At 72.6% G+C, this 26,913-nt stretch carries 22 protein-coding genes; 14 read left to right on the top strand and 8 right to left on the bottom strand.

Going from position 1 to position 26,913, the window contains the following annotated elements:
• Positions 1–82: 82 nt before the first annotated feature.
• Entirely contained in the window at positions 83–1,267 is a 1,185-nt protein-coding gene (locus HEK131_RS18455) for a hypothetical protein (RefSeq protein WP_217463661.1), read from the top strand.
• A gap of 6 nt (positions 1,268–1,273) precedes the next feature.
• Here HEK131_RS18455 and HEK131_RS18450 read toward each other — a convergent pair whose 3' ends face one another.
• Positions 1,274–2,188 (bottom strand): LysR substrate-binding domain-containing protein, encoded by a 915-nt coding sequence (locus tag HEK131_RS18450; RefSeq protein ID WP_244336206.1) that lies wholly within the window; start codon positions 2,186–2,188, stop codon positions 1,274–1,276.
• 146 nt (positions 2,189–2,334) lie between these two features.
• On the opposite strand from HEK131_RS18450, the gene HEK131_RS18445 reads away from it, so the two are divergent.
• The 11 genes from HEK131_RS18445 to fxsT (HEK131_RS18395) all read left to right on the top strand — a co-directional run bounded on the left by HEK131_RS18445 (position 2,335) and on the right by fxsT (HEK131_RS18395) (position 19,697).
• A complete protein-coding gene (locus tag HEK131_RS18445) occupies positions 2,335–3,345 on the top strand; it encodes an aldo/keto reductase (RefSeq protein ID WP_244336205.1) in 1,011 nt (336 codons plus the stop codon).
• Between the two features lie 22 nt (positions 3,346–3,367).
• Positions 3,368–3,790 carry an SRPBCC family protein gene (locus HEK131_RS18440; protein ID WP_244336204.1) on the top strand — a complete coding sequence of 141 codons (423 nt, stop codon included), beginning with the start codon at positions 3,368–3,370 and terminating at the stop codon, positions 3,788–3,790.
• Between the two features lie 224 nt (positions 3,791–4,014).
• Positions 4,015–4,218, top strand: a complete 204-nt coding sequence (locus tag HEK131_RS18435) for a hypothetical protein (RefSeq protein WP_217463657.1) — start codon at positions 4,015–4,017, stop codon at positions 4,216–4,218.
• A 1-nt stretch (position 4,219) separates the two neighbouring features.
• Positions 4,220–5,485: an FxsB family cyclophane-forming radical SAM/SPASM peptide maturase gene (locus HEK131_RS18430; protein ID WP_217463656.1), complete on the top strand. Its 1,266-nt coding sequence runs from the start codon at positions 4,220–4,222 to the stop codon at positions 5,483–5,485.
• Positions 5,486–5,537: 52 nt separating this feature from the next.
• Positions 5,538–6,422: a DUF4231 domain-containing protein gene (locus HEK131_RS18425; protein ID WP_244452061.1), complete on the top strand. Its 885-nt coding sequence runs from the start codon at positions 5,538–5,540 to the stop codon at positions 6,420–6,422.
• Positions 6,423–6,444: 22 nt separating this feature from the next.
• Entirely contained in the window at positions 6,445–7,689 is a 1,245-nt protein-coding gene (locus tag HEK131_RS18420; RefSeq protein WP_217463655.1) for a toll/interleukin-1 receptor domain-containing protein, read from the top strand.
• A complete protein-coding gene (locus HEK131_RS18415) occupies positions 7,689–8,714 on the top strand; it encodes an AAA family ATPase (protein ID WP_244336203.1) in 1,026 nt (341 codons plus the stop codon). The genes HEK131_RS18420 and HEK131_RS18415 overlap by 1 nt, the downstream gene beginning before the upstream one ends.
• Positions 8,711–9,685, top strand: a complete 975-nt coding sequence (locus HEK131_RS18410) for a hypothetical protein (protein WP_244336202.1) — start codon at positions 8,711–8,713, stop codon at positions 9,683–9,685. The genes HEK131_RS18415 and HEK131_RS18410 overlap by 4 nt, the downstream gene beginning before the upstream one ends.
• Positions 9,682–13,536 carry an FxSxx-COOH system tetratricopeptide repeat protein gene (gene fxsT / locus HEK131_RS18405; RefSeq protein WP_244336201.1) on the top strand — a complete coding sequence of 1,285 codons (3,855 nt, stop codon included), beginning with the start codon at positions 9,682–9,684 and terminating at the stop codon, positions 13,534–13,536. Before HEK131_RS18410 ends, fxsT (HEK131_RS18405) begins: the two co-directional genes overlap by 4 nt.
• Positions 13,537–13,591: 55 nt before the next feature.
• Positions 13,592–16,579 (top strand): FxSxx-COOH system tetratricopeptide repeat protein, encoded by a 2,988-nt coding sequence (fxsT, locus tag HEK131_RS18400; protein WP_244336200.1) that lies wholly within the window; start codon positions 13,592–13,594, stop codon positions 16,577–16,579.
• A gap of 154 nt (positions 16,580–16,733) precedes the next feature.
• A complete protein-coding gene (gene fxsT, locus HEK131_RS18395) occupies positions 16,734–19,697 on the top strand; it encodes an FxSxx-COOH system tetratricopeptide repeat protein (RefSeq protein WP_244336199.1) in 2,964 nt (987 codons plus the stop codon).
• Between the two features lie 155 nt (positions 19,698–19,852).
• Here fxsT (HEK131_RS18395) and HEK131_RS18390 read toward each other — a convergent pair whose 3' ends face one another.
• Positions 19,853–20,857 carry an SDR family NAD(P)-dependent oxidoreductase gene (locus HEK131_RS18390; protein ID WP_244336198.1) on the bottom strand — a complete coding sequence of 335 codons (1,005 nt, stop codon included), beginning with the start codon at positions 20,855–20,857 and terminating at the stop codon, positions 19,853–19,855.
• A 118-nt stretch (positions 20,858–20,975) separates the two neighbouring features.
• On the opposite strand from HEK131_RS18390, the gene HEK131_RS18385 reads away from it, so the two are divergent.
• Together HEK131_RS18385 and HEK131_RS18380 are read left to right on the top strand one after the other, a co-directional pair.
• Positions 20,976–21,494 carry an SRPBCC family protein gene (locus HEK131_RS18385; protein ID WP_217463650.1) on the top strand — a complete coding sequence of 173 codons (519 nt, stop codon included), beginning with the start codon at positions 20,976–20,978 and terminating at the stop codon, positions 21,492–21,494.
• Positions 21,495–21,569: 75 nt separating this feature from the next.
• Positions 21,570–23,894, top strand: a complete 2,325-nt coding sequence (locus tag HEK131_RS18380; protein WP_244336197.1) for an FdhF/YdeP family oxidoreductase — start codon at positions 21,570–21,572, stop codon at positions 23,892–23,894.
• A gap of 21 nt (positions 23,895–23,915) precedes the next feature.
• On the opposite strand, the gene HEK131_RS18375 is transcribed toward HEK131_RS18380, so the two are convergent.
• The 6 genes from HEK131_RS18375 to HEK131_RS18350 are packed head-to-tail and all read right to left on the bottom strand — an operon-like array spanning position 23,916 to position 26,913.
• A complete protein-coding gene (locus HEK131_RS18375; protein ID WP_217463648.1) occupies positions 23,916–24,326 on the bottom strand; it encodes a gas vesicle protein K in 411 nt (136 codons plus the stop codon).
• Positions 24,316–24,561 (bottom strand): gas vesicle protein, encoded by a 246-nt coding sequence (locus HEK131_RS18370; RefSeq protein WP_244336196.1) that lies wholly within the window; start codon positions 24,559–24,561, stop codon positions 24,316–24,318. The genes HEK131_RS18375 and HEK131_RS18370 overlap by 11 nt, the downstream gene beginning before the upstream one ends.
• Positions 24,558–25,367, bottom strand: coding sequence for a GvpL/GvpF family gas vesicle protein (locus tag HEK131_RS18365; RefSeq protein ID WP_244336195.1), 810 nt, complete (start codon positions 25,365–25,367; stop codon positions 24,558–24,560). The genes HEK131_RS18370 and HEK131_RS18365 overlap by 4 nt, the downstream gene beginning before the upstream one ends.
• The gene (locus HEK131_RS18360; protein ID WP_244336194.1) at positions 25,360–25,902 is read right to left on the bottom strand and encodes a gas vesicle protein; all 543 of its coding nucleotides are present in this window, start codon (positions 25,900–25,902) and stop codon (positions 25,360–25,362) included. The genes HEK131_RS18365 and HEK131_RS18360 overlap by 8 nt, the downstream gene beginning before the upstream one ends.
• A 30-nt stretch (positions 25,903–25,932) precedes the next feature.
• Positions 25,933–26,184 carry a gas vesicle protein GvpG gene (locus HEK131_RS18355; RefSeq protein ID WP_217463644.1) on the bottom strand — a complete coding sequence of 84 codons (252 nt, stop codon included), beginning with the start codon at positions 26,182–26,184 and terminating at the stop codon, positions 25,933–25,935.
• Between the two features lie 15 nt (positions 26,185–26,199).
• Entirely contained in the window at positions 26,200–26,913 is a 714-nt protein-coding gene (locus HEK131_RS18350) for a GvpL/GvpF family gas vesicle protein (protein WP_217463643.1), read from the bottom strand.

Genomic DNA, 26,913 nt, shown 5'->3' with positions numbered 1-26,913 from the left:
TATGTCCGCTCCGCCATCCGGGCGACCGGGCCGGGCCCCGTTTCGAGGTGCGGGGGCGGGGGTGCGATGCGACGCTGACTTGGTGCATACCTCTGAGCTGACTCCTGAGATCCGTGCCGCTCTGAGCGAGCAGAGGCCGTACCCCGCCATCACTCTGGTGATGCCGACCGATCCGGACTTCCCCTTCAGCGAGAAGGACCGCATCCTGCTGCGTGACCTCGTCACCGAGGCCAGGCGCCGGCTGGCGGAGGACCCGGACGTCACGCGGGAGACCCGGCTGGAACTGCGGGACCACATGCTGGACACCTCGGTGATCGAGCAGGTGGCCGACCCCTTCCACCCCGACGACGCCATGGTGGTCTACGTGGCCGCCGACGAGCCGGTCCAGGTCTGGCAGATGACCTCCCTCGCGCCCGTGCGTCCGCGCGTGGAGTTCGCCGACCAGTTCCTGACGCGGTATCTGGAGGCCGCCGAGCAGCGGTCCCGGCCGTTCCTCGTGCTCGTCCTCGACCAGGAGATGTGCCGCCTCTACCACGGCTCGGTGAAGCGCCTGGACGAGGTGGAGCACCACGGCTTCCCGTGCGCGCCGGAGATCCCGTCGCCGGAGGACGCGCTGCCCGGCGCGATCCCGCACTCCGCGCCGTACGAGGGTCACAAGGCGCGGGTCGAGCAGTATCTGCGCATGGTCGACAAGCGCCTGGGTGACGCGGTCGACGAGCACGAGGGTGATCTGCCGCTGTTCGTCATCGGCGGTGACAAGATCCTCTCGGCGTTCAAGGCCGTCACCACGCACGGCAACATGATCGCGGGCACCCTGCCGCTGACCGGGATGGACAAGGACCGGGCCAAGGACCTGATGAAGCGGCTGGAGCCGCTGCTCGCCGAGTTCCGGGAGAAGCAGGTCGCGGAGGCCGTAGACGAACTCGGCGAGGCGCGCGGGCTGGGCAAGTACGCGGGCGGCCCGCTGGAGGTCTGGACGGCCGTCGCGGACAAGCGGGTGGCGCGGCTCATCGTGGAGGAGGGGCTCGACCTCGCCGGCCGGATCACCGAGGACGGCCGGGTGCTGGAGCTGGTCGAGGTGCCCGAGCCGGTGACGCTGCCCGACCCCAAGCCGGACGTCGAACCGCCGCCCCACACCATGGGGGTGGCCACCGACATCATCGAGCAGTTGGTCGACCGGGCCATCGACGCCGACTCCCAGATCCTGTTCGTACCCGACGGCACGCTCGCCGAGGCCGGGGGCGTGGCGGCGCTGCTGCGGTACTGAGCCGGGTCAGTCCGTCCTGTCGGCGGCCGGGTCGCGGGTGCCGAGCACGGTGGCGCGGAACGATGCCACCACGGGCCGCAGATCGATCTCGTGCCAGGCCGCCCACAGCCGGACGGACATGTCCAGCCAGGGCAGTTCGCGCACCGTCACCCCGGCCACCGGACCGCGCAGCATGCTCCGCTGGATCAGCGCCACCCCGAGCCCGGAGGCGACGAGCCCGAGCGCGGTCAGCGGCTCGGACGCCTCCAGCCGGATGTCCGGGGTGAACCCGGCGGCCGCGCACGCCGCGATGAACTCGTCCCGCCAGGCCGGGCGTCGGCTGTTCTCCACCGCGATCCACGGCTGCCCCTCCAGGGCGGCCGGGTCGACCTCGGCCGAACCGGCGAGCGGATGCCCGGTCGGCACCGCGAGCAGCAGGGGGTCGTCCATCAGCAGCGCGGCCCGCAGATCCGGGTCGTCCTCGGCGGGCGGTTCCGGGACCAGGGCGATGTCGAGGCTCCGCTGGCGCAGACCCTCCAGTTGCTCGGCGGCGGTGAAGTTGTAGAGGGCCACGTGGATGCCCGGCCGTTCGTCGTGCAGTTCCCGCAGCGCGCGCGGCAGCACCCCGGTGTGCATGGCGTCGACCGTGTACCCGATGCACAGCCCGCCCTCCTCGCCCCGCCCGAGCCTGCGGCCCAGGTTCTCCAGCCGGTCGGCGTGCCGCAGCAGCGCCTTGGCCTCGGAGAGGAACACGCGCCCGTCCGCGGTGAGCCGGATACGCTGCTGGCTGCGCTCGAACAGGGTCAGCCCGAGGTTCTTCTCCAACTGGGCGATCTGGCGGCTGAGCGGCGACTGCGAGATGAGCAGGCGTTCGGCGGCGCGGCCCACGTGTTCCTCCTCCGCGACGACCACGAAATAGCGGAGCTGGCGCAGATCCAGCATCTAAGACCTCCAGGGACTCAAGTATGTCCAAGCAAGTCTTGGACAGTCTCAACGTTCGATCCTAACCTCGAGAGAGCAAGAACGGCGGACCCCGCCAAAAGCTGGGAAAGCCAGCAAAAGCCTCGAAAGACAAGGATCACGCTCACATGGGTATCAAGTCGCTCCTCCCCGGTCCCCTGGGCTTCGGCACCGCCCCGCTCGGCAACATGTTCCGCGCCATCCCCGAGGAAGAGGCCGCCGCGACCGTCGCCGCCGCCTGGGACCAGGGCATCCGCTACTTCGACACCGCCCCCTTCTACGGCGCCGGCCTGTCGGAGATCCGTCTCGGCGAGGCGCTCGCCGGCCGCCCGCGCGACGACTACGTGCTGAGCACCAAGGTCGGCCGCGTCATCCACGACGACATCGAGGACCCGGCCGCCCGCGAGCTGGGCGAGAAGGGCGGCCTCTTCGAGCACGGCCGTCCCAACCGGATGACCGACGACTACACCGCCGACGCCACCCTGCGCTCCATCGAGGACAGCCTGAAGCGACTGGGCACCGACCGGCTGGACATCGTCTGGGTCCACGACATCGCCCAGGACTTCCACGGCGACCAGTGGCTCGCCCGCTACGAGACCGCCCGCACCGGCGCCTTCCGCGTCCTGCAGAAGCTGCGTGACGAGGGTGTCATCAAGGCCTGGGGCCTCGGCGTCAACAAGGTCGAGCCCATCGAGCTGACCCTCGACCTGGACGAGCCCCGCCCCGACGCGTTCCTCCTCGCCGGCCGCTACACCCTGCTCGACCACGACCGCGCCCTCCAGCGGCTGCTCCCGGCCGCCGCCGAGCAGGGCGTCGACATGGTCGTCGGCGGCCCCTACAGCTCCGGCGTACTGGCCGGCGGACAGCACTTCGAGTACCAGGAGGCCCCGCAGGCGATCCTCGACAAGGTCGACCGGATCAAGGCCCTGGCCGAGCGCCACGGCGTCTCCGTCAAGGCGGCGGCACTCCAGTTCGCCCTGGCCCACCCCGCCACCGCCGCCGTCGTCCCCGGCGCGACGCGCCCCAGCCGCATCGCCGAGGACGTGGCCGCCCTGCACGAGAACGTCCCGGCCGCCTTCTGGGCGGACCTGCGCGCGGAGGACCTGATCTCCGCCGCCGCTCCCGTCCCCACCGCCTGACCCGACCCCCGAGGAAGACACCATGGCAAGCACGAGCACGTACATCGACGTCCCCCACACCGCGGAGCACGTCTGGCAGCTCATCGGCGGCTTCGGCTCGCTGCCCGACTGGCTCCCCTACATCCCCGGCAGCACCCTCGGCGAGGGCGGCCGAGTCCGCACCCTCACCAACGCCGAGGGCGAGGTCATCGTCGAGCGCCTGATCGCCTTCGACGAGGAGGCCCGCAGCTACACCTACGCCATCCTGAAGGCGCCCTTCCCGGTCACCGGTTACCTCTCCACCCTGACCGTGCGCGACCTCCCCGACGCCGGTACCGCCCGCGTCGAGTGGTCCGGCACCTTCACCCCGGCCGGCGCCACCGAGGAGGAGGCCGTCGCCCTGTTCCACGGCATCTACGCCGAGGGACTGGCGGCGCTGGAGACGACGCTGCGCGAAGGGGCGTAGCCCCGGCGCCCGGCCCGCGCCCGCGCGTGACCCCACGGGCACGCGCCGGCGCGGGCGCCGGACGCCCGCGCTCCGTTCGCTCATCCGTCCGACCCGCCTGGGGCGGAAGGGCCGTTGGCGACTCGCGGGCACCCGGCTGCCTCTACGATTGGCCCCGTTGCCCGTCGCGCGCGACGCGACCGGGCACAGCCACGCCCGCAGTGGCCGAACGCGGAGGGAGCACAGTGTCGAATCCCCGGCTGGACGACCACTTCGTGGCCGGCGGCCCCGGCCGCGCCTTCCGGCTCGGCCCCGCGCCGGGCGGCGCCCCGCACCGTCCGCCACGCGACCCCGGCCATCCGGTGCTGACCGAAGTGCTGCGCGAACTGCTGGAGCGGGAGAAGCACACCGTGGGACGGCCGATCGCCTACTACGAGGACAGTCCCTGAGGTGAACCAGGGTCCGGACGGGGGAGCGGCGGACACGGCGGACGCGCACGCGACGGCCCCATGGCCGCACCGGCTGCTGGACGTGCCCGCCCTGCGCGCGGCCGGAACCGGACCGGTCCCGTTCCACCAGTTCGTCCTGAAACTGAACAGCCGCTGCAACCTCCTCTGCCACTACTGCTACGTCTACAACGCCGCCGACGACACCTGGCGCGGCAGACCCGCCCGGGTCGCCCAGCCCGTGCTGGAGCGCAGCGCCGCCCGGATCGGCGAGCACGTACGCGCCCACGGCCTGCGTGAGATCCGGGTCGAGCTGCACGGCGGTGAGCCCCTTCTCGGCGGCCCCCGTACGGCGCTCGCCCAGGTCGACGCGGTGCGCACCGCCGTACGAGCGGCCGCGGGAGCGGACTGCGCGGTGCGGGTCAGCGTCCAGACCAACGGCACCCTGCTCACCGCCGATGCCGTGCGGCAGTTGGCGGCGGCCGGCGTCCGGGTCGGCGTCAGCCTCGACGGCGGGCGCCCCGAGCACAACAAGCGCCGCGTCGACCACGCCGGTCGCCCCGCCTGGGACGCGGCCACCCGTGGCCTCGCCCACCTCGCCCGCAGCCCCGAGGCGTACGCGGGCATCCTGTGCACCATCGACCTCGACCTCGACCCCGAGGACGTCTACGACTCCCTGATGGAGTTCCGTCCCCCCGCCCTCGACCTGCTCCTGCCGCACGCCAACTGGGCCGCGCCGCCGCCCGGCAAGGGCCCGGCCACCGTCGACGGCGCGCCCTACGGGGAATGGCTGGCCCGTGTCTTCGACCGCTGGTTCGACGAGGGCCACCGGCGCACCCGCATTCGGATCTTCACCGAAATCATCGGCCTGCTCCTCGGATTCCCCAGCCGTGCCGAAGCCGTGGGCCTCTCACCCGTCGCGGCCGTCCTGGTGGAGACGGACGGTGCCATCGAACAGGTCGATTCCCTGAAAGCGGCATATGCCAAAGCGCCGTCGACCGGTATGGACGTCTTCCGCAACAGCTTCGACGACGTCCTGGAACACCCCGGCATCGTGGCACGGCAGTTGGGCGCCCTCGCCCTCTCCCGCGACTGTCTGACCTGCCCGGTCGTCCGGGTGTGCGGAGGCGGTCACTACGCCCACCGCTATGAGAAGGGCACCGGATTCCGCAACAGGTCGATTTATTGCACAGATCTCGCTCTGCTCATCAGGCATATCGCACGAAGAATCGAACCGGTTCTGCGATCCGGACCACTCCTGACCGATTGAACGCATTCTCATTGCACGGCAGTTGAAGCCGCGTCAGAATCCTTGCGTGAGCATGTACGGGGGAGTGGGCACGGCCGAGGACGTCTGGCGGGCCCAGAGCATATGGTCGCAGGCGGCCAATCGGCACAAGGCGGCGATCGGCCGGGCACGCGCGGTGACCCTGGGCGCCGTCGTCACCGCGGCCGCCCTCGGTGCCGCCGCCTCGCAGGTGATGCCGCACAGCCCGGTGACCGGCCGGGTGTGCGCCTTCCTGGCCCTGCTGGCCGCTGGCGCGGCCCCGCTCGCCGCCCTGGGGGCCGCGCCCGACCGGGTCAGGGACTGGACCCGGATGCGCTCGGTGTCCGAGGAACTCAAGAGTCAGGTGTACGTCCGTCTCGCCCGTCTCGCCCAGTACCGGCCGGCGGACGACCGCGACCGCGTGCTGCGCGAGCGCGCCGACGCCGTGCTCGCCGAGGCCGCCGACCTGGAACCGGCCACCACCGGCCTCCGGCCGGTCGAACGCCCGCTGCCGCCCGTCCGGGACGTCACCGGCTATGTCGAGGCGCGGCTGCTGCCCCAACTGGAGCGCTACTACCGGCCCAAGGCCGTCGAGATGGGCCGGCGGGCCCGGCTGGTCGAGCGCTGGGGGCAGGCGCTCGCGGCGGTCTCGGTGGTCCTCGGCGCGGTCGCCGGGGCCTTCGCGGTGGAGGAGGCGGCCGCCTGGATCCCCGTCGTCGCCGCCGTCTCGGCCACCGTGGTCTCCCACGGGGCGTCGGCGCGCTACGTCGCCCAGCAGGTGGAGTTCAGCCGGACCGCCGGTGAGCTGGAGCGGCTGCTGCACTGGTGGCGGGGGTGCGACCCGGCCACCGAGGCGGACGCCGACCGGCTGGCCGAGCGGGCCGAGCACGTCGTCTCTGTGCAGAACGAGGGCTGGATGGCCAAGTGGATCGCGGACTGAAGGCGGGGCGAGGGTGGTCAGGGTGTTCATCAGTCACAGCACCAGCGCGGATGAACGGACCGGCCGACTGCTGGACGCCCTCGCCGCGGGCCTGGACGACCGGGAGCACGACGTCCTGCTCGACAAACGCATCAAGGAGCCGGGCCGCCCCTGGGAGCTGAAGCTCGCCCGGTTCCTCGGCGAGTGCGACGCGGCCCTGGTGCTCGTCAACAAGGCGGCCCTGGCGTCCTCCTGGGTGCGGCGCGAGACCAACATCCTGCACTGGCGCAAGACCCTCTTCCCCGGCATGGTGCTGGTCACCGTGCTGGTGGACGGCGTCGGCGCGGGGGAGCTGCGGAAGTCCGACCTGCGCTATCTGGCCACCGACGACGTGGAGCGGATGGGCCCGGACACCGTCGAGGAGGTCGCCCGGCTCGTCGGGCGCTTTCCCCGGCTGCGGCAGGCGGGGGACGACCTGGTCGGCGTCTGGCTGGAGAACATCGGCATCCTGCTCCGCGAGATCAAGGACCAGTCCGTCTTCGCCCGCATCGCCCGCGAACTGGAGATCCCCGCCGAGGAACACGCGGCCCTGATCCCCGGCTTCGCCCCGCTGCTGCTGGCCTCGCAGATGCTCGACACCCACGAGGTGGTCCGTCTGCTCCACGCGATCCTCGTCGCCCGCATGGGCGGCCTGGAACGCGAACGGGTGGACGACCTGGCCAAGATGATCCTGCCCGTGTGGGTCGACCGCGACGACGCCCGGCGCATCGTCCGCGACACCGACGGCGAGGTCCGCCGCGTCGTCATCCTCAACGTGGACACCCCGCTGATCGGCGAGCACTACCTTGCCAGGGCGTTCTGCGTCGACACCCGCAGCTATTACATCGCCGAGGCCGCCGGACGCCCGCCCGGGGACGACGACCCCGAGGACTACCTCCTCGACCAGTGCGAGAAGGCCGTGAAGTACGCCATCGGCCTGGACCCCGAGGACGAACTCGGCCGGGCCGAGGAGCCGCGCGGCTTCGGCCGTCTCTTCCTGCTGCTGGACGCCAAGCGCTGCGACCTGGCGGTGGTCCACCGGGTGCTCGCCCGGCTGCACGACCAGATCCCCTGGCTCAACGTCCTGGTCATCCCCGGCAGGGGCGTCGACGTGCGGGAGGGCTGGCCGGGAAACCCCGACGAAGTGCTGGTTCTCGACCCGCCGTTCGAGGTCGGACATGAGACTCTGGTCAAGGCCGTCGAGCGGCGGGTGCAGGAGTGCGTACGTCCCAGCGACAGGAGGGCGTAGTGACCCAGGAACAGACCGGCACACGCGAACGGCCCGACGACGCGGGCGGCTCCGAATGGCTCGACACCCCCGACCGGGGCGACGGACGCGTCTACGTGATGGCCCCGGAACTGGACTTCGCGGTCCGGGTCGCCCTCGCCACCGGCCGCCCCCTGCTGCTGCGCGGTATGCCCGGCTCCGGCAAGTCCTCCCTCGCGCCCTTCATCGCCCGCGAGTTGGGCTGGCGGTACTACGAACACGTGGTCACCTACCGCACCCAGCCGCGCGAACTGCTGTGGAGCTTCGACAGCGTCCGCAGGCTCGGTGACGCCCAGGTCGCCGCCCGCCGCGGCGAGACCCCCGACGACGCCGCCTACGTCCAGCCGGGCGTGCTGTGGTGGGCGCTCGCCCCCGAGTCCGCCCGCAGGCGCGGCAGGTCCGACGACGCGGAGATCACCGACCCGTGCCCGGACCCCTTCGAGAAGGTCAACTCCGACCGCAGCCTGGACCACGCGGTCGTGCTCATCGACGAGATCGACAAGGCCGACCCGGATGTGCCCAACAGCCTTCTGGTACCGCTCGGTTCGCACCGCTTCCAGGTCGCCGAGATCGGCCGTGAGATCGAGACCGAGCAGCCCGTGCTCCCGTCCGCCGCCCAGGGCCCCGCCCGCGCCCGGCACCTGGTGGTGCTCACCACCAACGAGGAACGCGAGCTGCCCCAGGCCCTGTTGCGCCGTTGCGTGGTCCATGTGCTGCCCGAGCACGACCAGGCCATGCTGGTGAGGATCGCCACGGAGCACATGGCCGAAGGACCCGGCGAGGTGACCGAGACCGACGTGGAACTCGCCGAGGCCGTCGCCGAGAAGCTGATGGAGGTCCGCGACCAGGCCGGCAAGCAGGACGTACGCCGTCCCAGCACCGCCGAGTACCTGGACGCCCTGCGCGCCTGCCGCTCGCTGGACATCCGCCCCGGCGACGAGGAGTGGCGGCTGCTGACCCGCAACGTACTGATCAAACCGCAGCAGATGACGGGCGACCCGGCATGACCGGCGAGGTCTGGCTCGGTGACGTGGCGCGGGCCGCACGGGCCCTCGGCACCCGCTCCCCGGAGGACTACGCGCGCATCGCGGCCCTCCTCGGCATGGGCGGCACACCGGCCGGACCACCGGATCCCGGCGAGGAGGATCTCGCATCCGAGGAGCCCGGATGGCAGGCACCGGCCCGCCACGAGGACCCCGGCCGCCCCCCGGCGGAGGACCCCGACCCCTCCGTCTTCGGCCGCCGCGACGAGCCCGCCGAGCACGGCACCGTCACCGTCCTCGTCCCCGGCGACGAGATCCACCGCCCGCACCACCGCTGGGGCACCCCCTCGCTGCCCCGCCCGCGCGGCCGGGGTGAAGCCGCCCCCAGACCCCCGCACCTGCCGCTGCTCGCCCCCCACTCCACTGCCGCCCTGCTCACCATGGTGCTGTCCCGGATCACCCCCGAGGGCGAACTCGACGTCGACCGGGCCACCGAGGAACTCGCCCACGCCCGACCGCTCACCGCCATCCCCCGGCTGCCGCTGGCCACCCTCCGCTACGGGGTGCAGATCCTCGCCGACACCTCCCGCGCCATGGAGCCGTTCGCCCGTGACGTGGAGGACGTGATCGGGCATGTCCGCGCGCTCGCCGGAGTCGCCGGGACGCAGGTGCTCCGCTTCGCCGACGTACCCACGCGGGGCGCGGGCGAGCGCGCGCGGGCCACCTGGCGGCGCCCCTACCGGCCGCCCCGGCCCGGCGCCCGCGTGCTGATCCTCTCCGACCTCGGCGCGGGCGGCCCCGCTCTGAACCCCTGGCGGGCCACCGAGCAGGAGTGGCGGTCCACCATCGGCGCCATCCGCCGGCGCGGCTGCGATCCCGTCGCCCTGGTGCCCCTGCCCGAGCGGTACTGGCCCCGCTGGGCCCGCACCCTGCTGCCCCTGGTCGCCTGGGACCGGGGCACCACCGTCGGCAAGGCGCTGGGGGCCCGGCATTGAGCGCGGAGCAGCGGCCGGGCCGGACCCTCGCGGTGCTGCTCAGCATCGCCGCCCGCATCGAGCCGGAGCTGATGCGGGCCGTGCGGCTGCGCGTGGCGCCCGGACTGGACGTCGCCGCCGAGGTCGACCTGTGGTTCGGGGACCTCGTCACCCACCGGGGCTTCGGATACGTCGAGCTGAACCCGGCCCTGCTCAAGGAGCTGCGCGCCGAACTCACCGACCGCCTCGCCCGCGCGGGGGAGGCCGACCCCATCCACCGGCTCTGGCCCACCTTCCAGGGGTTGCGCGCCGGTGCCTCCCCGGCGATGGTCGCCCAGGAGACCGCCACCTGGCAGGCCGTCAGCGGCCGGCCCGACGCCGACGTACGCATCGAGGAGGCGCTGCGGCCCGCGCTGCGTGCGCTGGTCGAGGAGGAGCGCGAGGCCATCGCGCGCTGGTTCACCGAGGTGTGGGAGACCCTGCCCGAGCGTGTCCAGCGCTCCACCACGGCATGGCAGTTGCTCACCCTGTCCGCCGTACGGCTCGCCCTCGACCCGCCGGAACCACCGCAGCCGCTGCGGCTGGCCCTCGCCGATGTGGCGGTCATCGCCGAGGGGCTGCCGAAGACCCGGCTGCACCTCGGCTGGGACGGCCCCCGGCTGATGCTGAGCGACTCCCCCCTCGACCCCGGCCAGTTCGCCGTCACCGTCCCCGACACCGACCCGCGCGTCGTGGAACTCGTCACCGCCAGCTCCACCCGGACCATCCTCATCGGCCGGGACACGGCCGTCGAGGAGTGGGTGGGCCCCGCCGGGGGACTGCTGCACACCGCCGACGGAGCGACGTACACGCTGCCCACCCCGCTCGTCCGCTCGCCCGACCCGGTACCCGAGACCGCCCCCGAGGAGCAGGCCCCCCAGCGCACCGGCGCCGGGCACATCAGCATCTGCTACGCGGGCGAGAGCCGGCCCTGGGCGCTGTGGACCGCCCACCAGTTGGACCGCGCGGGCTGCACCACCACCCTGCTGCACTGGGACACCGCCACCCGCACGCCCACCGAGTCCCTGAGCGCCCTGCTCGCCGCACCCGGCCGCGTCCTGCTGCTCATCAACGAACGCGCCCTCCGGCCCGACCTGCGCGACGAGTCCGCCTGGACCGAGGCGTTCCGGCTGATCGTCCGGCCGCACCGCGAGCGCTTCGCCGCCATCGCCCTGACGTACGAGCCGCTGCCCGAGGCCATGGACATCCTGCGCCCGGTCGACGTGGCCGGGCTCGACGAGGCCGAGGCGCGGGGCAGGATCCTGCGGCGGCTGGGCGTCGAGTCCGGCGCGGAACCCCCGCACCCCGACGGCCCGCGCTTCCCCAACGACCCGCAGCAGGCCCGCGAGGCCCCCCGGCGCAACGGCTACTTCACCGGCCGCAAGGACGATTTGGAGGAGCTGTCCGAGCTGCTCGGCCAGACCGGCGCCCGGGTCGTCCTGCACGGCATCTCGGGCGTCGGCAAGAGCCACCTGGCCACCGAGTACGCCCACCGTTACGGCGACGGCTACGACGTGGTCTGGTGGATCACCGCGGGCCAGCGCGGCACCGCCCGCGAGGAACTCGCCGCGCTCGCCGTCCATCTGGACCTGGCCGTCGCCCGTGACGTGGGCGAGCGCATCCGCGCCGTGCACGCCGAGTTACGCACCCGCGGCGGGCCCCGCCGCCGCTGGCTGCTGATCTTCGACGGTGCCGACGACATGGGCGAGATACGCGACCTGCTCCCCGAGGGCCCCGGCGATGTGCTGATCACCAGCACCAGCCGGGACTGGGCGGCCTTGCTGGGGTTCCAGGAGTACACGGTGCGCCCCTTCACCCGGAACGAGAGCACCGCCTTCATCCGCCGCCGGGTCCCGAGGTCCACCGACGAGCAGGCCGCGCGCCTGGCCGAGACCGCCCAGGACCTTCCGCTGGTGCTGGCCCAGACCACCGCCTGGCTGATCGCCGACCCCACCGTGCCGGTGGACGCCTACCTGGAGGACCTGGAGGGCCAGTCCCCGGAGGAACTGGCGGTGCGCACCGAGGACGACTACCCCGTGGGCTTCGTACGCTCCTGGGGCCTGACGCTGAACTCCCTGCGCGAGCGCGACCCCGAGGCGGCCGAACTCATCGAGCTGATGGTGCTGTTCTCCCCGGACGCCATCCCGGTGCGCCTCATCGAGACCGCCCCCGCCTCCGTGTTCTCCGGCCGCCTCGCCCGCGTCCTCGCCGACTCCACCCGCTGGCGGAACGCCCTGGCCAGCCTCGCCGACCTCACCGCCATCCACCTGACCTACAGCCAGGACCCGTCCCTGGAGTACGACGTGGAGTCGGCGCAGATGCACCGGATGTACCACCGTTACGTACGCGGCGGCCTCACCCGCGGCCGCTGGGCGGAACTCTCGCGCGCCGCCAACGCCGTCCTGGCCGCCGCCAACCCCGGCCGCCCGGCCGACCGGCGCGGCTGGCACGCCTACACCACGCTCATCCCGCACCTCGACTTCGCCGGCACCTTCGACAGCGACGAGCCGGGCGTGCGCAAACTGGTCCTGGACTGCGTCGACACCCTCAGGCTGCGCGGCGAGTACGACAGCGGGCTGCGCCTGTGCCAGCAGGCGGTGGCCCGCTGGCGGCCCCGGTACCAGGACGCCGACGCCGACATGCTGGTCCTGGTCCACCAGCACGCCAACCTGCTGCGCCGGGTGGGCCGTTACCGCGACGCCGAGGCGGTGGGCCGGGCCGCGGTGGCCGAGCTGTCCGGCAGCCGCGCCCCCGACGATCCCGAACTGCTGCGCACCAAGGACGGGTTGGGCGGCACCCTGATGGCCCTCGGCCAGTTCCAGCGCTCCCGCGAGCTGTTCGAGGAGGTCTGGCGCGGCCACTCCGGCCGCTCGGGCCCCGAGGAACCGCGTGCGCTGCGGGCCCGCAGCAACATGGCCCTCACCCTCGGCCTGCTCGGCAGATACGACGAATCCCTGCACATCCACGGCGAGTTGTTCGAGCTGCGGGCCCGCGACCTGGGAGCCGACCACTACGAGACCCTCTACTCCGGACTGTGCCTGGCCTGGATGACCCGGCTGCTCGGCCGCTACCGCCGGGCCCTGACCGCACAGGAGAACAACGCCCGGCTGCACAGCCGCGTCCTCGGCCCGCTCCACCCGCAGACCCTGCGCGCCGAGCACAACCTCGCCCAGTGCCTGCGCCGCGACGGCCGGCTCGACGAGGCCACCGCCCTGTTCACCAGCGTCCTCACCCGCTCGCACCAGGTGCAGGGCGAACTCCACCCCGACACCCTGATGATGGCCTCCGACCAGGCCACCCTGCTCCGCATGAGCAGCCCGCGCGCCGCCCACGACCTGGCCGACACCCTGTACGACCGCTATCTGCGCCTGCTCGGCCCCGACCACCCGTACACCGCCGGCTCCCTCGCCAACCTCTCCCTCGCCCAGTGGGCCGACGGCGACGAACGCGGCGAGTCCGAGGTCTCCGCGCACAACGCCTGGCAACTGATGACCCGCGCCGTCGGCGACGACCACCCGTGGACCCTGGGCTGCCGGCTCAACCTCGCCGCCCGGCTCGCCCAGAACGAACAGGCGCCGATCAGCCTCGCCCACGACACCGAACTGCACGCGGCCGCCGCCCGGAAACTCGGCACCGCCCACCCCCTCACCCTTGCCGCGGCCACCGCCCGCGCCTGCGACCTGCGCACCCTCGGCCGGTCCGAGGAGGCCGAGGAACTGCGGCACGACACGGTGACCCGGCTCCGCGAGACCCTCGGCCCCCAGCACCCCCACACCCGCTCGGCGGAGGTACTCAGACGACCCCACTGGGACTTCGAACCCCAGCCCATCTGACCCGTAAGGAAGGCGCCGCACCCCGTGCAGCGCGGCCGCGGAGGTGACGACGCCCATGGACAGCCGGAGAGACGCCGACGACCGGCACATCACGATCAGCTACGCCGGGTTCAACCGGCCCTGGGCCGCCTGGATCGCCCACCAGCTCGGGGCGCGCGGCCACCAGGTCGCCCTGGAACGCTGGGACCCGCGCGTCGACGTGCCCTTCGAGGACGAACTCGGCGCCCTCGCCCGCGCCCCCGGCCGGGTACTCCTCGTCCTGGACAACTGGTACTTCGGACTCGGCCCCATCCCCGAGGACGACTGGAACCGCGTCCTGCGCGACACCCTCGACCGGCAGGGCGACCGGTTCGCCGCCGTCACCGTGGCCACCCAGCCCGTCCCCGAGGCCGTACGCCTGCTGGACCCCGCCGACCTGCACGACCTGGACGAGCAGGAGGCGGCCCGCAGGCTGCTGCGCCGGCTCTCCATCGACCCCGCCCGCCCGGCCCGGCCCGCACCCCTGGCCGCGCCACGCTTCCCCAACGAACCGCCCGAGGTCTTCGACACCCCCCGCCGCAACCGCCGCTTCACCGGCCGCGACGCCGAACTGGAGCGCATCCGCGCCGCGCTCACCGGGCACACCCCCGAGGACGGCGCCGCCCGGATCGTGCTGCACGGCGTCAGCGGCACCGGCAAGACCCAGATCGCCGTCGAGTACACCCACCGCTTCGGCAGCGACTACGACGTGGTCTGGTGGATCGACGCCAGCCACCGCGCCAAGGCCCGCGAGCGGCTGGCCGCCCTCGCGCCCCGCCTCGGCCTGTCCGTGGGAGAGCGGATCGGCGAGCGGATCAGGGCCGTGCACGAGGCCGCCCACGCCGCCCGGCCCGGCCGCTGGCTGCTGGTCTTCGACGGCGCCGAGGACCCCGCCCAGCTCACCGACCTCCTCCCGGACGGCCCCGCCCACGTCCTGCTCACCGCAACCACCCGCGACTGGTCCGACGTCCCCGGCACCCGGGTGAGCGGCGTCCACGCCTTCACCCGTGCCGAGAGCGTCGCCTACGTACGCCGCCGCGCCCCCCGGCTCGGCCCCGGCGAGGCCGACGAGCTGGCCGCGACCGTGCTCGACCTGCCGCTGCTCCTCGCCCAGAGCGCCGCCTGGCTCGCCGCCAACGACGTGCCCGCCGCCGAGTACCTGCGGCTGCTGAGGGAGGAGCCCGGCGAAGCGGACGACGCCGGAGAGGCCCCCGCCCACGACTACCCCGACGCCTTCCGCACCGCCTGGTCCACCACCCTCGCGACCTTGCGCGAGCGCAACCCGGAAGCCGCCGAACTCCTCAACCTGCTGGCCTTCTTCGCCCCCGACGAGATCCCGGTCCGCCTGCTCACCGAGGTACGCCACGGCGACCTGCCGCCCGCCCTGGACGAACTGGTCCGCGACCCCCGCTCCTGGCACCTGGCCCTGCGCGGGCTCTCCGAGTTCACGGCCGTACGACTGGACTACGAGCAGGACCTGGCCGAGAACCCGGCCGTGGAACAGGTCCGGATGCACCGCCTCTACCAGCGCTTCCTGCGCGAGAACCTCACCCCCGCACAACGCCGGAGGTACGCCGACACCGCCTGCCAGGTCCTCGTCGGCGCCGACCCCCGGCGCCCCGCCGACACCCGCGACTGGGAGCGGTACGCCCTGCTCGTCCCGCACCTCGGCTTCGCGGGCGCCTTCGACTCCACCCGCGCCGCCGTCCAGGACCTGGTGCTGAACTGCGTCGAGTACCTCCGGGTGCGCGGCGAGTACCGCACCGCACTCAAGCTCTGCGAGGAGGTGCACGCGCATTGGCGGCGCGACCTCGATCCCGCCCACGGCGCGCTGCTCTCCCTCCAGCACAAGCTGGCCGGCATCCTGCGGATGGCGGGCCACTATCCGCGCGCCGAACGGCTGGGCCTCGCGGTGGTCGCCCGGCTGGAGGCCGACCGGCCCGAGGACCACCCCGAACTGCTGCGCGCCAAGGACGCGTTGGGCAGCACCCTGCTGGCACTCGGCCGGTACGCCCAGGCCCGCGAACTGTTCGGTGAGGCGGCGGCACGCTTCGCGGACCAGTTCGGCACCGAGGCCCCGCAGACCCTGGCCGCCCGCCACAACCAGGGCCTCGCCTTGCTGCTCCTCGGCCGCTATCCCGAGGCGCGCGCCATCCTCCGGGACGTGCTCCAGATCCGGCAGCGGCGGCTGCGCTCGCGCCATCACCTCACCCTGCACTCCGGCGCCGTCTACGCCCGCCTGATCCGGATGCTGGGCGACTACCCCGAGTCCGTGTCGCGGCTGGAGCAGATCGTGCGCATGCTGCGGCAGCTCTCCGACGAACGGCACCCGCAGTCCATCCTGGCCGACCACCAACTGGGCGTCTCCCGCCGCCGGGCCGGGGACTACGCCGAGGCGGCGGAACGGCTGTCCGGAGCCGCCCACCGCGCCGCCCAGGTCCTCGGCCCGCGCCACCCCGACACCCTGGTGATCCAGTCCGACCACGCCGCCTTCCTGCGCGAACACGGCGACCTCCAGACGGCGTTGCGCGTGACCGAGTCCGTCGCCGGGCTCTACGGCGAACTCCTCGGCCCCCAGCACCCGTACACCATCGGCGCGCTCGGCAACCTCGGCCTGGCCGTCGGGCACACCGGCGCCCACCAGCGGGCGCTGGCCCTGGCCGAGGCGGCGCACCAGGGCATGGCGGGCGCGGTCGGGCGCGACCACCCCTGGACGCTGGGCTGCGCCCTGAACCTGAGCGGCGCCCGCAGCCTCGCCTACGACGTGCGGGGCGCCCACGAGCTGAGCCGGGAGACCGCCCGCGGCGCGGCCCGCCTGCTCGGGGCCACCCACCCGCTGTCCCTCTCCGCGCGCACCGCCCTCGCCGACGACCTGCGCGGACTCGGCGAATCGGCCGAGGCAGCCGGACACGAGCGGTACGCGGTACGGACGCTGACCGACACCCTGGGCACGGAGCATCCGCACACCCGTGACGCCCAGCGCCGGCTGCGCCCGTACTGGGACTTCGAGCCGCAGCCGCTGTGACGGTGGCCCGAGCCGGACGCCGGGAACCATCCGGTGGTCCCCGGGCGTTGCCGGAAGTGTCCGGACCGGCAAGTATGCGACGCGGCGGGGGATTCGTGGCCCGATCGGCACGAACCGCCTTCTCACACCCTCACTCCCGTGCAGGAGCCAGCCCATGACCGTAGGGCGCTTGACCTACCCGCTCCCCGTGTCGCTCGTCTACGCCGGGGTGAGCAACGGCTGGGCGCAGTGGATCTCCTGGGTGCTCGCCCAGGAGGGCTGCGCGGTCCACAGCATCCGGTGGTCCCCGCTGAGCCGACTGCCCGACATGGGGTCGCTGGAGGCGTTCTTCGGCCGCCCCGGACGCGTCCTGCTCGTGCTGGACGACTGGTACCTGCGCTTCGACACCGGACGCAACCAGGAGTGGGCACGGGTGCTGCGCGAGGTGATGCCCCGCCTGCACGACCGGGTGGGAGCGGTCACCGTGACGACCCGCGCCCTGCCCGACGAGGCGGTGAGCCTGGGCGCCGTCACCCTGCGCGGGGTCGGCCCGGAGGAGGCCAGACGCCGGGTGCTGGCCGAGGTGGGGCTGCTGCCCGGCGCCCCCTACTCCCGCCGGGACGAGGGCCCGCGCTACCCCGAGGACCCGCCGGACGTGTCCAACGCCCCGCGCAAGAGCCCCCGGTTCACCGGCCGCGAGGACCTGCTGAACGAGGTGCACGACGTGCTCGACTCCGGCGGCGAGCACGGCAGCCGGGTGCTGCTGCACGGGCCGCCCGGCGTCGGCAAGAGCCAGGCCGCCGTCGAGTACGTGAGCCGGTTCGGCAGCGAGTACGACCTCATCTGGTGGGTGCCCGCCGCCACCAAGGCGGCCGCCCGCGAAGGGTTCGCGGCGCTCGCCAGGGAGGTCGGGCTGAGCGAGGGCGACCAGCTCACCGGGCAGATCGAGGCGGTGCAGGGGGCGCTCGGACGCGACGAGAAGGGGCGCTGGCTGATCATCTTCGACGGTGCCGAGGACCTCGACGGCATCGCGCCCCTGCTGCCCGAGGGGCGCGGGCAGGTCCTGCTCACCTCACAGAGCACCGAGTGGTCCAGGTACGGAGCCAAGCCGTACGCCCTGCCGCCCTTCGAGCGCACCGAGAGCATCGCCTTCGCCTGCCGCCGCGCGCCCCGCATGACCGAGGCCCAGGCCGGTGAACTCGCCGAAGCCCTGGGCGACCTGCCGCTCGTCATCGACCAGAGCGCGGCCTGGATCGACGCCCACCCCGGCGCCGACATCACCCGCTATCTGCGCGCCCTGCGGCCCGACACCGGTGCGGCGCCCGAAGTCCCCGCCGCGCACCGGCAGGTGTGGGCCCGGACGCTCGACTCCCTGGCCGCGCGCTCCCCCTCGGTGTACGAACTGCTGCTCCTGCTCACGTTCTTCTCGCCCGACATGCTCCCCGTCCGGCTGCTGCGCTCGGCCCGCCCCAGCGACCTGCCCACCCATCTCGCCGGGCCCGTCACCGAACCCGGGAGCTGGGACTCCGCGCTGCTGACCATCTCCGAGATCGCCTCCATGCGCGTGGAGTTCGCCACCGAGGCCGGGCAGGAGACCACCGCCAGCGTCGTGTCGCTGCGCATGCACCGCAGCTTCCACCGCTTCATCCGTGACTCCCTGACCCCCGAGTCCGAGCGCGGCTACTCCGCCACCGCCGCCCGCGTCCTGGTCGCCTCCGACCCGGGCGAACCGGGGTCACCGCGCAACTGGCACCGCTACGCCGAGATCCTCCCGCACCTCGAACCCTCCGGCGCCCTCGACTCCGACGACGGCGACGTCCGCCGACTGCTGCTGAACTGCCTCGACTACCTGCGGGTGCGCGGCGAGTACCAGGACGGGTACACGCTGACCCGGCGGGTGCTGGACCGCTGGCGGCGCACCTCCGAGCCCACCGACCGGGGTGTGCTGGCCGCCGCCCACCAGCAGGCCCGGATGCTGCGCGGCCTCGGCCGGTACGAGGAGGCGGAGCGGGTCGACCGCAGCATCCTCGGCATCCTCGCCGAGGCGGGCGTCGACAGCGGCCTGGAACTGCTGCGCGCCAAGGACGGCCTCGGCGCCACCCTGATGGCGCGCGGCCGCTACGACGCGGCGCGGGACCTGTACGAGGAGGCGGCGCAGAACGCCACCGACTGGCTCGGCGACCGCTATGTCCCGCAGACCCTCCAGTTCCGCACCAACCTCGCCCTCGCGCTCGGCCTCCAGGGCCACTACGAGCAGTCCGGCAAGCTCCACCGCGAGGTGTACGAACGCCGGGTCGGCCTCCTGGGCGCGCGGGCCCGCCGCACCCTCCAGTCCGGCTACTACACCGCCCGTATGCTCCGCCTGCTCGGGCGCCTGCGGGAGGCGCGCAGCCTCCAGTCGTACAACGTGCACCTGATGCGCCGGACCCTCGACGAGGCCCACCGGCAGACCCTTCTCGCCGAGCACAACCTCGCCCTCTGCCTGCGGCGGGACGCCGAGTTCGAGGAGGCCCGCGAGATGATGCGAGACGCCCGCAGGCGCCTCAAGGAGGTCAGCGGCGCCGACCACCCCGACGTGCTCATGGTCTCCCTCGACTACGCGATGCTGCTGCGCGTCCTGGGTGACCGCCCCAAGTCCCGCGGGCTGGCCGAGAGCGCCGCCGAGTCGTACACCCAGCGGCTGGGCGAGCTCCACCCGTACGCGATCGGGGCCCGCAACAACTGCGCGCTGACGCTGCTGGACGACGGCGAGGTGGACGAGGGGCTGAGGCTCGCGGAGGAGTCGACCCGGCAGATGGAGGCCGCGATCGGCCGGGACCACGTCTGGTCCCTGGGCTGCGCGATGAACTGCACGGCCGCCCTCGCCGCCGTGGGCGACCTGGAAGAGGCCGAACGCGTGGGCCGCGACGCCCTGCGCCGGGCGATCCCCGCCATGGGCGCCGGCCACGTCCTCTCCGCCAACCTCCGCGCCGCCCTCGCCCTCGACCTGCGCGCCCTGGGACGCATGGAGGAAGCGGCGACCCTGGAACGCCTGGCCCTCAACACCCTCTCCGCCAGCCACGGCGCCAACCACGACCAGACCCGCTACATGCGCTCCCACTCCCGCCCGTACTGGGACTTCGAACCCCAGCCGATCTGACCCCTCTACCCTGCCCCCATGCCCCGACCCGCCCCGGACCCGTACTGGAACGATGAGCTACGGGGAGGTGCGGGCCGCTGCCCGGCGGCTGTTGCCCGGTGTGCGTTATCGGCGGCATGTGCTGCGCCGGTACTCACTCGTCTGGCGCAAGCCCCTCACGCGCTCGTAGGCGGTCCCGGTGTCCTCTGGTTGTACCGGCGGGCCGCTCGGTCGTTCAGGGCTCGGCCGGCCTTGTTGAGGGCTCGGCGCCAGGTGGGGGTGCGGGGGATGTGGAGGGAGTGGCCCTGACGCAGGGGGTGGGGGTTGGCGTCCGTGGGGGACCGGGGCAGGGTACGGGCGGCGAGGCCGGTGGCGCGGGTCGTCGCCGTGGGGGCCACGCCGTGGGCCACCGAGGCCAGACGGGCCGCCGGAGTGAGGACCACGCGGGTGCGGCGGCGCTCCACCGCCTGGACCACCTTCTGCGCCGCGCGCTCCGCGTCCATGGACAGCACCGGCGTGCCCGCCAGCGTGGAGAACCAGGCGTACTCCTCCTCCGCCCGCCCGCCGAACTCCGCCTGGAGGTGCGAGCCGGTGCGCATCAGGCCCGGATGGACGGTCGTCACGCTCACCGCGCTTCCGGCCGTCTCCGCCTGGAGCCCCTCGCCCAGCGCGCGCACGGCGGCCTTCGCGCAGGAGTAGGGGACAAGGTGCGGCGGTGAGACGAGTGCGCCGACGGAGCCGATGAGGCCGAGGCGGCCGCCCGCCGGGCTGCGGCGCAGATGGGGCAGTGCGGCCAGACAGGTGTACAGGGTGCCCTCGAAGATCGTCGCCATGGCGTCACGGAAGGCCCCGCTGCCCGCCGCCTCGGCCGGGGCGACCTGGATGACACCCGCGTTGGCGATCACCACGTCCAGCCCGCCGCCTGCCGCCGCGGCCTCGTCGACCGCCGCCGACACCGCGCCCTGGTCACGTACGTCGCACACCACCGCGCGGACGGTACGGCCCGTCCGGCGCTGTATCCATCCCATCGCCCGGGCCAATTCCGCGGAATCCCTCGCGAGGATCGTCACCTCGCATCCGCGACCCGCCAGCTCCGCGGCCGTCAGCAGGCCGAGACCCCGGGAACCACCCGTGACCAGCGCGGACATCCCCTCGGACAGGGTGTCGTCGGTATGCGTCATATCCTTACCTTCCGCCGAAAAGCTCGCATATGCGGCTGTAACTGCCCATATCTCGCTGTGGCGACGGGTGCGGGGTCCGGCAAGACTGGATTCATCCGTGCCTGGAAGCAGGTGGACCATGAGCAGTATCGAAGAGTCGGTCGAGGTCCGAGTACCCGTCCGCACCGCGTACGACCAGTGGACCCAGTTCAAGAGCTTTCCCCGGATCATGACCGCCGTGCAGCGCGTGGATCAGGTAGGCCCCGCGATGACCCGGTGGAAGGTGAAGACGGGACTCTTCAGCAAGGAGTTCATGGCCGAGATCGTGGAACAGGAGCCGGACAAGCTGATCGCCTGGCGAAGCGTGGGCCGTGACCCCTGGCTGTGGGGCGACGTGTCCTTCCGCGAGGCCGCACCGGACCGCACCGTGATCACGATCAGCATGCACATCGAGCCCCACGGGCTCAGCGGCCGGCTGCCGGACTCGGCGAAGCGGGCGCGCAAGCTCGTCCACGAGTCGCTCGAGAACTTCAAGGAGTTCATCGAGGGTCTCGGCGACGCCAGCGGCGCCTGGCGGGGCTCCATCCACAACGGCCGGGTCTCGCCCTCCGAGCCGGACCCGCCCAGGAGCCGCGTCCCCAAGTGGCCCGTCGGCTGACCCCGAGCCGACACGCGACGCCGGACGACCGAGCGGCCCCCTGCGTCCCGCAGGACAGAGCGAGAGGCATCACCCATGAAGAAGGCGCCGAAGCACGAGCCCGACGAGCCGCTGACCGTCAGCCCGCCCAAGAAGTGGGCGGCGGGCATCCCGGCGGTGACGCACGCCCTGGAGTACTCCCTCGACGAGGCATCGCTGAAGACCACGGCGACGACGCTGCTGACCATGAACCAGGTCGGCGGCATCGACTGCCCGGGTTGCGCCTGGGCCGACCCGGCACCGGGTCACCGGCACATGAACGAGTACTGCGAGAACGGTGCCAAGCACATCAACGACGAGGCCACGGGGCGCCGGATCACCCGTGAGTTCTTCCGTGCCCACCCCGTCTCCTGGCTCAACGAGCAGTCCGACCTCTGGCTCAACCAGCAGGGCCGCCTCACCGAGCCCATGATCAAGCGGGCCGACTCGGACTACTACGAGCCGATCAGCTGGGCCGACGCCCTGGACCTGCTCGCCGACGAGCTGAAGGCCCTGGACTCGCCGGACGAGGCGTGCTTCTACACCTCGGGCCGGGCCAGCAACGAGTCGGCGTTCGTGCTCCAGCTCTTCGCCCGCGCCTTCGGCACCAACAACCTGCCGGACTGCAGCAACCTGTGCCACGAGACCAGCGGCTTCGGCCTGCACGAGACGCTGGGCACCGGCAAGGGAACCGTCTCGCTGGACGACATCTACCAGTCCGACCTGGTCTTCCTGGTCGGCCAGAACCCGGCGACGAACCACCCGCGCCAGTTGTCCGCGCTGGAGGAGTGCAAGGACAACGGCGGCAAGATCATCGCGGTGAACACGCTGCCCGAGGCCGGCCTGATGCGGTTCAAGAACCCGCAGCAGATCCGGGGCGTGATCGGCGACGGCGTCAAGATCTCCGACCTCTTCCTGCACATCCGCAGCGGCGGTGACCTGGCCCTGTTCCAGGGGCTCAACAAGCTGCTGCTGGAGGCCGAGGAGGCCGCGCCCGGCACGGTGCTCGACCACGACTTCATCGCCGACCACACCTCCGGCTTCGAGGAGTTCGCCCAGCACGCCCGCAGCATCTCCTGGGACGACATCCTCAAGGCCACCCAGCTCACCAGGGAGCAGATCGAGGAGGCCCACGACTACGTCATGCACGCCAAGAGCGTCATCGTCTGCTGGGCCATGGGTGTCACCCAGCAGCGGCACGGCGTGCCGACCGTCCGCGAGATCGTCAACTTCCTGATGCTGCGCGGCAACCTGGGCCGGATCGGCTGCGGCGCCAGCCCCGTGCGCGGGCACAGCAACGTCCAGGGCGACCGCACCATGGGCGTGTGGGAGCAGATGCCCGACGAGTTCCTGGACGCGCTGAAGTCCGAGTTCCGCTTCGAGCCGCCCCGCCACCACGGCTACGACGCGGTGAAGGCCGTCAAGGCCATGGCCGAGGGCAAGGTCAAGGTGTTCCTGTCGCTGGCGGGCAACTTCGTACGGGCCGCCCCCGACACCGACGTCACTGACGCCGCCATGCGCCGCTGCAAGGTCACCGCGCAGATCTCCACCAAGCTCAGCAAGGCGCACACCGTCACCGGCGAGACCGCGCTGATCCTGCCCTGCCTGGGCCGCACCGAGATCGACATCCAGGCCGGCGGCGTCCAGTTCGTCACCGTGGAGAACACCTCCAGCGAGGTGCACACCTCCTACGGCAAGCTCCGCCCCGCCTCCCGGCTGCTGCTCAGCGAGGTGGCCATCCTGTGCCGCCTGGCCGAGCGCACCCTCGGTGACCGGGTGGACATCCCCTGGCTGGAGTTCGAGGCCGACTACGGCAACATCCGCGACCGGGTGGCCGAGATCATCCCCGGCTTCTTCGACTTCAACCGGCGCGTCTCCCGGCCCGGCGGCATCAAGCTCCCGAACCCGGTCAACGAGGGCGTCTACGCCACGGCCACCGGCAAGGCCATGTTCACCGTCAACCAGTGGGACATGTCCGCCGCGCCCCCCGGCCACCTGGTCCTGCAGAGCACGCGCTCGCACGACCAGTGGAACACCATCCCGTACACCAACAACGACCGGTACCGCGGTATCCACGGGCGCCGCAACATCATCATGATCAACCCCGAGGACATGGTCGATCTCGGGCTGGTCAGAGGTCAGTTCGTCGACATCATCGGCGTCTGGCACGACGACGTCGACCGCCGGGTGAACGGCTTCGAGGTCATCCCCTACCCCACCAGCCGAGGGTGCGCGGCCGCGTACTACCCGGAGGTGCAGCCGCTGATCCCGCTCGACAGCGTCGCAGAGATCAGCAACCAGCCCACCTCCAAGGGGTTCGTGGTCCGGCTCGAACCGGGCAACCCGCCTCCCGGCACCAAGCCCACCCACTGGCACGAGTGACCCCCGCCGCCGCTGCCGCCCTCACTCCGGGGGCGGCAGCAGCGTGCCCAGCGGGCCGAGATCGAGGTTGAGGTCCTCCATCGCCAGTCCGTACCGCGCGCACAGCCCGGTCATGCGGTCGTGCAGGAGCATCAGCGTCGCGCCCAGGCGCTCTTCCTCCTCCTCGGTCAGATCGCCCTCGTCTACGCGGTTCAGCGCCTGGCGTTCCATGAGCTGACGCAGCAGCTCGACCAGGGTGAGGACCAGCTTCATCAGGTCCCGCTCCACCGTGTCGGGATCGGCGGTGATCCGGCGTGCCGGGGCGGGCGCCCGCTCGCCGGAGGGTGCCAGGTCGCCGGGCGCGGCGGGCAGCAGCCGGAAGGCCCGCTCGGCGGCCGCCGCGACCTCGGCCCTGCGCCGCTCCGGCCCGCCCCGCTCCTTCTCAGCCGTCATGTCCGCCCCGCTGCGCGATCGATCTCGTCTCCGCGAACGGGGAGGGCACCTCCGAGCTGATGGACACGATCAGCGCCCGCAGCGAGACCCGCACCAGATCGATGCCGGCGATGGAGAGCACCACGTCGCCGGTGAGGACGACCCCACCGCTCAGCAGGCGGTCCAGGAGGTCGATGAGGGCGACCTGCCGCTGCGCCAGCGGCTCGTCGGCGGCCGGCCGGTCGGGCGTGCTCACGGCCCGGCCCCCGCCGCGTCGCCGCCGGTCTCCTCGGACGCCATGGCGAAGGAGTACGGCGCCCACGGGCCCGTGATCTCGATCCGTACTCCCGCCAGCCCGTCGGCGGCCCGCGCCACCTCGGCCCGGAACGCCTCGCCGCTCTCCAGCGGCACCAGATAGGCGTCGTTGACGACGTTCTCGCCCGCCGCCTCGGCGAGCGTGCCCTGCTGCACCCGGTGCCGGGCCCGCTCGGTGGCGTACTCCCGCCCCGCCGCCTCGATGCCCGAGGCCGCCCGCTGGGCCGCCTCGTGGACGGTGTCCCGCACCCGCTGCTGCTGTCTGCGGCCGCGCAGGTACGAGCGGCCGGGGCTCAACTCGGCCTCGGTGGGGGCGGGGGGTGTCTCGGGTGCGGCCGAGGGGTCCACGTAGACCTTCACGCCCCACTCGACGTGCCCCGAGAGCCGCGCCAGCCGGTCGGCGAACAACTCCCGTCCGCTGTCCAGTACTTCGCGTGCCCGTGCGTCATCGAGGTAGACGGTGGCCAGGCGCAGCGGGAGCACGGTGGTGTACGCGGCGACCGCCTCCACGACCCCGTGGTGGGCACGTGCCACCTCCGTCAGCCAGTCCAGGTCCTCCAGGCGCCGGCGCAGCGTCTGCTCCCGGAAGTCCTCCGCCGGCACCTGACTCGCCACCAGCACCAGGCCGTCGCCGCCGGGCACCAGATGCACGGGGGCGCCGACCACGCCCTCCAGCGCGGCCACCCGGTCCGCCAGCGCGTCGTCGGCGCGGGTCACGCCGTACACGTACGTCATGAGGTCACTCATCGCGGCTCCGCTTCCGGCGGCGGGCGGGGCGCGGCTTCGGCTCGGGCTCCGGCTCCTCCTCCACCTCGGCCTCTTCGACTTCCTCCTCTTCCTCTTCCTCCTCGGGCTCCTCCTCCACCTCGGCCTCTTCGACTTCCTCCTCTTCCTCCTCCTCGGGCTCCTCCTCGTCGAGCAGCTCCGGCTCGGCCTCGAGAAGCTCCTCCGGCTCCCGGAGGGAGGCCAGTTCCTCCCGCAGGCGGCGGTTCTCCTCGGCGAGCGAGTGCTCGTTCCTGGCCCGTGAGGACAGCGAGGGATCGTGCTCCCACCAGTCGATGCCCATCTCCTTCGCCTTGTCCACGGAGGCGACCAGCAGCCGGAGTTTGATCGTCAGCAGTTCGATGTCGAGCAGGTTGATCTGGATGTCACCCGCGATCACGATGCCCTTGTCGAGGACGCGTTCGAGGATGTCGGCGAGATTGGCGGACGAGCCCTGCCCGTACGCCGGCGCCGCCCGCGACGGGCTGGAGCCGAGCCGGTTGCCCAGTGGTTCACTCACGATGGTGGCCTCGTGTTCCCTCGTGCCGGATCAGGGCTGTCGGTTCTGCCGGAAGTTCCGTATCTCCTCCAGCCGGTCGAGCAGTTCGTCCTCGCGCCGGTCGAACGTCTCCTCGTCGATCTCCCCGGCGAGCAACTGCTTCTCCAGCGCGGCGAGTTCGCTCTGGACGGGCGCGGGGTCGTAGTACTCGTCCTCGGCCGCCTCCAGGACGCGTTCCATCACCCATCCGACACCGCGCACCGGTGCCAGGGGGAGGGTCACTATCTGGGTGAACAGGCCCATGACGTCCCTCGGATCTCAGACGAAGCTGTACGGCGGAAGCGGGCCGTTCAGCCGGAAGTCGAACCCCTCGCCCAGTTGATGGGCGACACTCAACTCCGTGGTGAGGAAAGCCTCTTCCTGATCGTCGGCCACCAGGAAGGACACACTGACGAAGTCCGAGCCGGTCGGCTGCGAGGAGTCCAGGTCCCGTGCGAACGGACGCAGCGCCTCCACCACCCCCGCGGCCAGCGCCTCCTGGCGGGCCTGCACCTCCTGCGCCACCAGCTCACCGAGCCGTACGGGCGCGGACGGGTCGTCCGACCCGGCCCGGATCTCGTCGTTGAGCTGCCGCGCCTGCGGCGATTCGGCGAGGATCTGACGCAGCAGGGACTCCTCGTCCTGGGACACCTTCAGGTGGTACTCGGCGCAGCCCTCCAGCTCCCGGAGCCGGTCGGCGTAGTCCTCGGCCCGCTCCTCCAGCGCGGCCCGCACCTCGTCGTCGCTCGCCGCCACCAGGCCGAACCGCAGGGGCAGCACGGTGCCGTCGGCCATCAGCCGTTCCTGCACCTCCTGGTGCGCCCCGACATCGCGGCGCTTGGGGCGCAGATCCTCGGGCGCGTCACTGACCACCGCGCACAGCGACCCGGCGGTCACCGCCCGCAGCGGGCCGGGGGACTCGCCGACGCCGCGCAGGTCGTCGAGGCGCAGCGGATGCTGCTTGTCGGTGACGGAGTAGACGTAGACGCCCAT

Source organism: Streptomyces seoulensis (assembly GCF_022846655.1).
Classification (GTDB): domain Bacteria; phylum Actinomycetota; class Actinomycetes; order Streptomycetales; family Streptomycetaceae; genus Streptomyces.
Note: the sequence above shows the minus strand (reverse complement) of the source record. Positions and strands in the feature narration are given on the sequence as shown.

What these genes read in the sequence shown, in the direction of transcription:
- HEK131_RS18355 (WP_217463644.1), bottom strand. Translation starts at nt 26,184, where the DNA reads ATGGGCCTGTTCACCCAGATAGTGACCCTCCCCCTGGCACCGGTGCGC.
- fxsT (WP_244336200.1), top strand. Translation starts at nt 13,592, where the DNA reads ATGGACAGCCGGAGAGACGCCGACGACCGGCACATCACGATCAGCTAC.
- HEK131_RS18385 (WP_217463650.1), top strand. Translation starts at nt 20,976, where the DNA reads ATGAGCAGTATCGAAGAGTCGGTCGAGGTCCGAGTACCCGTCCGCACC.
- HEK131_RS18410 (WP_244336202.1), top strand. Translation starts at nt 8,711, where the DNA reads ATGACCGGCGAGGTCTGGCTCGGTGACGTGGCGCGGGCCGCACGGGCC.
- HEK131_RS18450 (WP_244336206.1), bottom strand. Translation starts at nt 2,188, where the DNA reads ATGCTGGATCTGCGCCAGCTCCGCTATTTCGTGGTCGTCGCGGAGGAG.
- HEK131_RS18445 (WP_244336205.1), top strand. Translation starts at nt 2,335, where the DNA reads ATGGGTATCAAGTCGCTCCTCCCCGGTCCCCTGGGCTTCGGCACCGCC.
- HEK131_RS18380 (WP_244336197.1), top strand. Translation starts at nt 21,570, where the DNA reads ATGAAGAAGGCGCCGAAGCACGAGCCCGACGAGCCGCTGACCGTCAGC.
- HEK131_RS18350 (WP_217463643.1), bottom strand. Translation starts at nt 26,913, where the DNA reads ATGGGCGTCTACGTCTACTCCGTCACCGACAAGCAGCATCCGCTGCGC.
- HEK131_RS18425 (WP_244452061.1), top strand. Translation starts at nt 5,538, where the DNA reads ATGTACGGGGGAGTGGGCACGGCCGAGGACGTCTGGCGGGCCCAGAGC.
- HEK131_RS18390 (WP_244336198.1), bottom strand. Translation starts at nt 20,857, where the DNA reads ATGACGCATACCGACGACACCCTGTCCGAGGGGATGTCCGCGCTGGTC.
- HEK131_RS18365 (WP_244336195.1), bottom strand. Translation starts at nt 25,367, where the DNA reads ATGAGTGACCTCATGACGTACGTGTACGGCGTGACCCGCGCCGACGAC.
- fxsT (WP_244336199.1), top strand. Translation starts at nt 16,734, where the DNA reads ATGACCGTAGGGCGCTTGACCTACCCGCTCCCCGTGTCGCTCGTCTAC.
- HEK131_RS18375 (WP_217463648.1), bottom strand. Translation starts at nt 24,326, where the DNA reads ATGACGGCTGAGAAGGAGCGGGGCGGGCCGGAGCGGCGCAGGGCCGAG.
- HEK131_RS18440 (WP_244336204.1), top strand. Translation starts at nt 3,368, where the DNA reads ATGGCAAGCACGAGCACGTACATCGACGTCCCCCACACCGCGGAGCAC.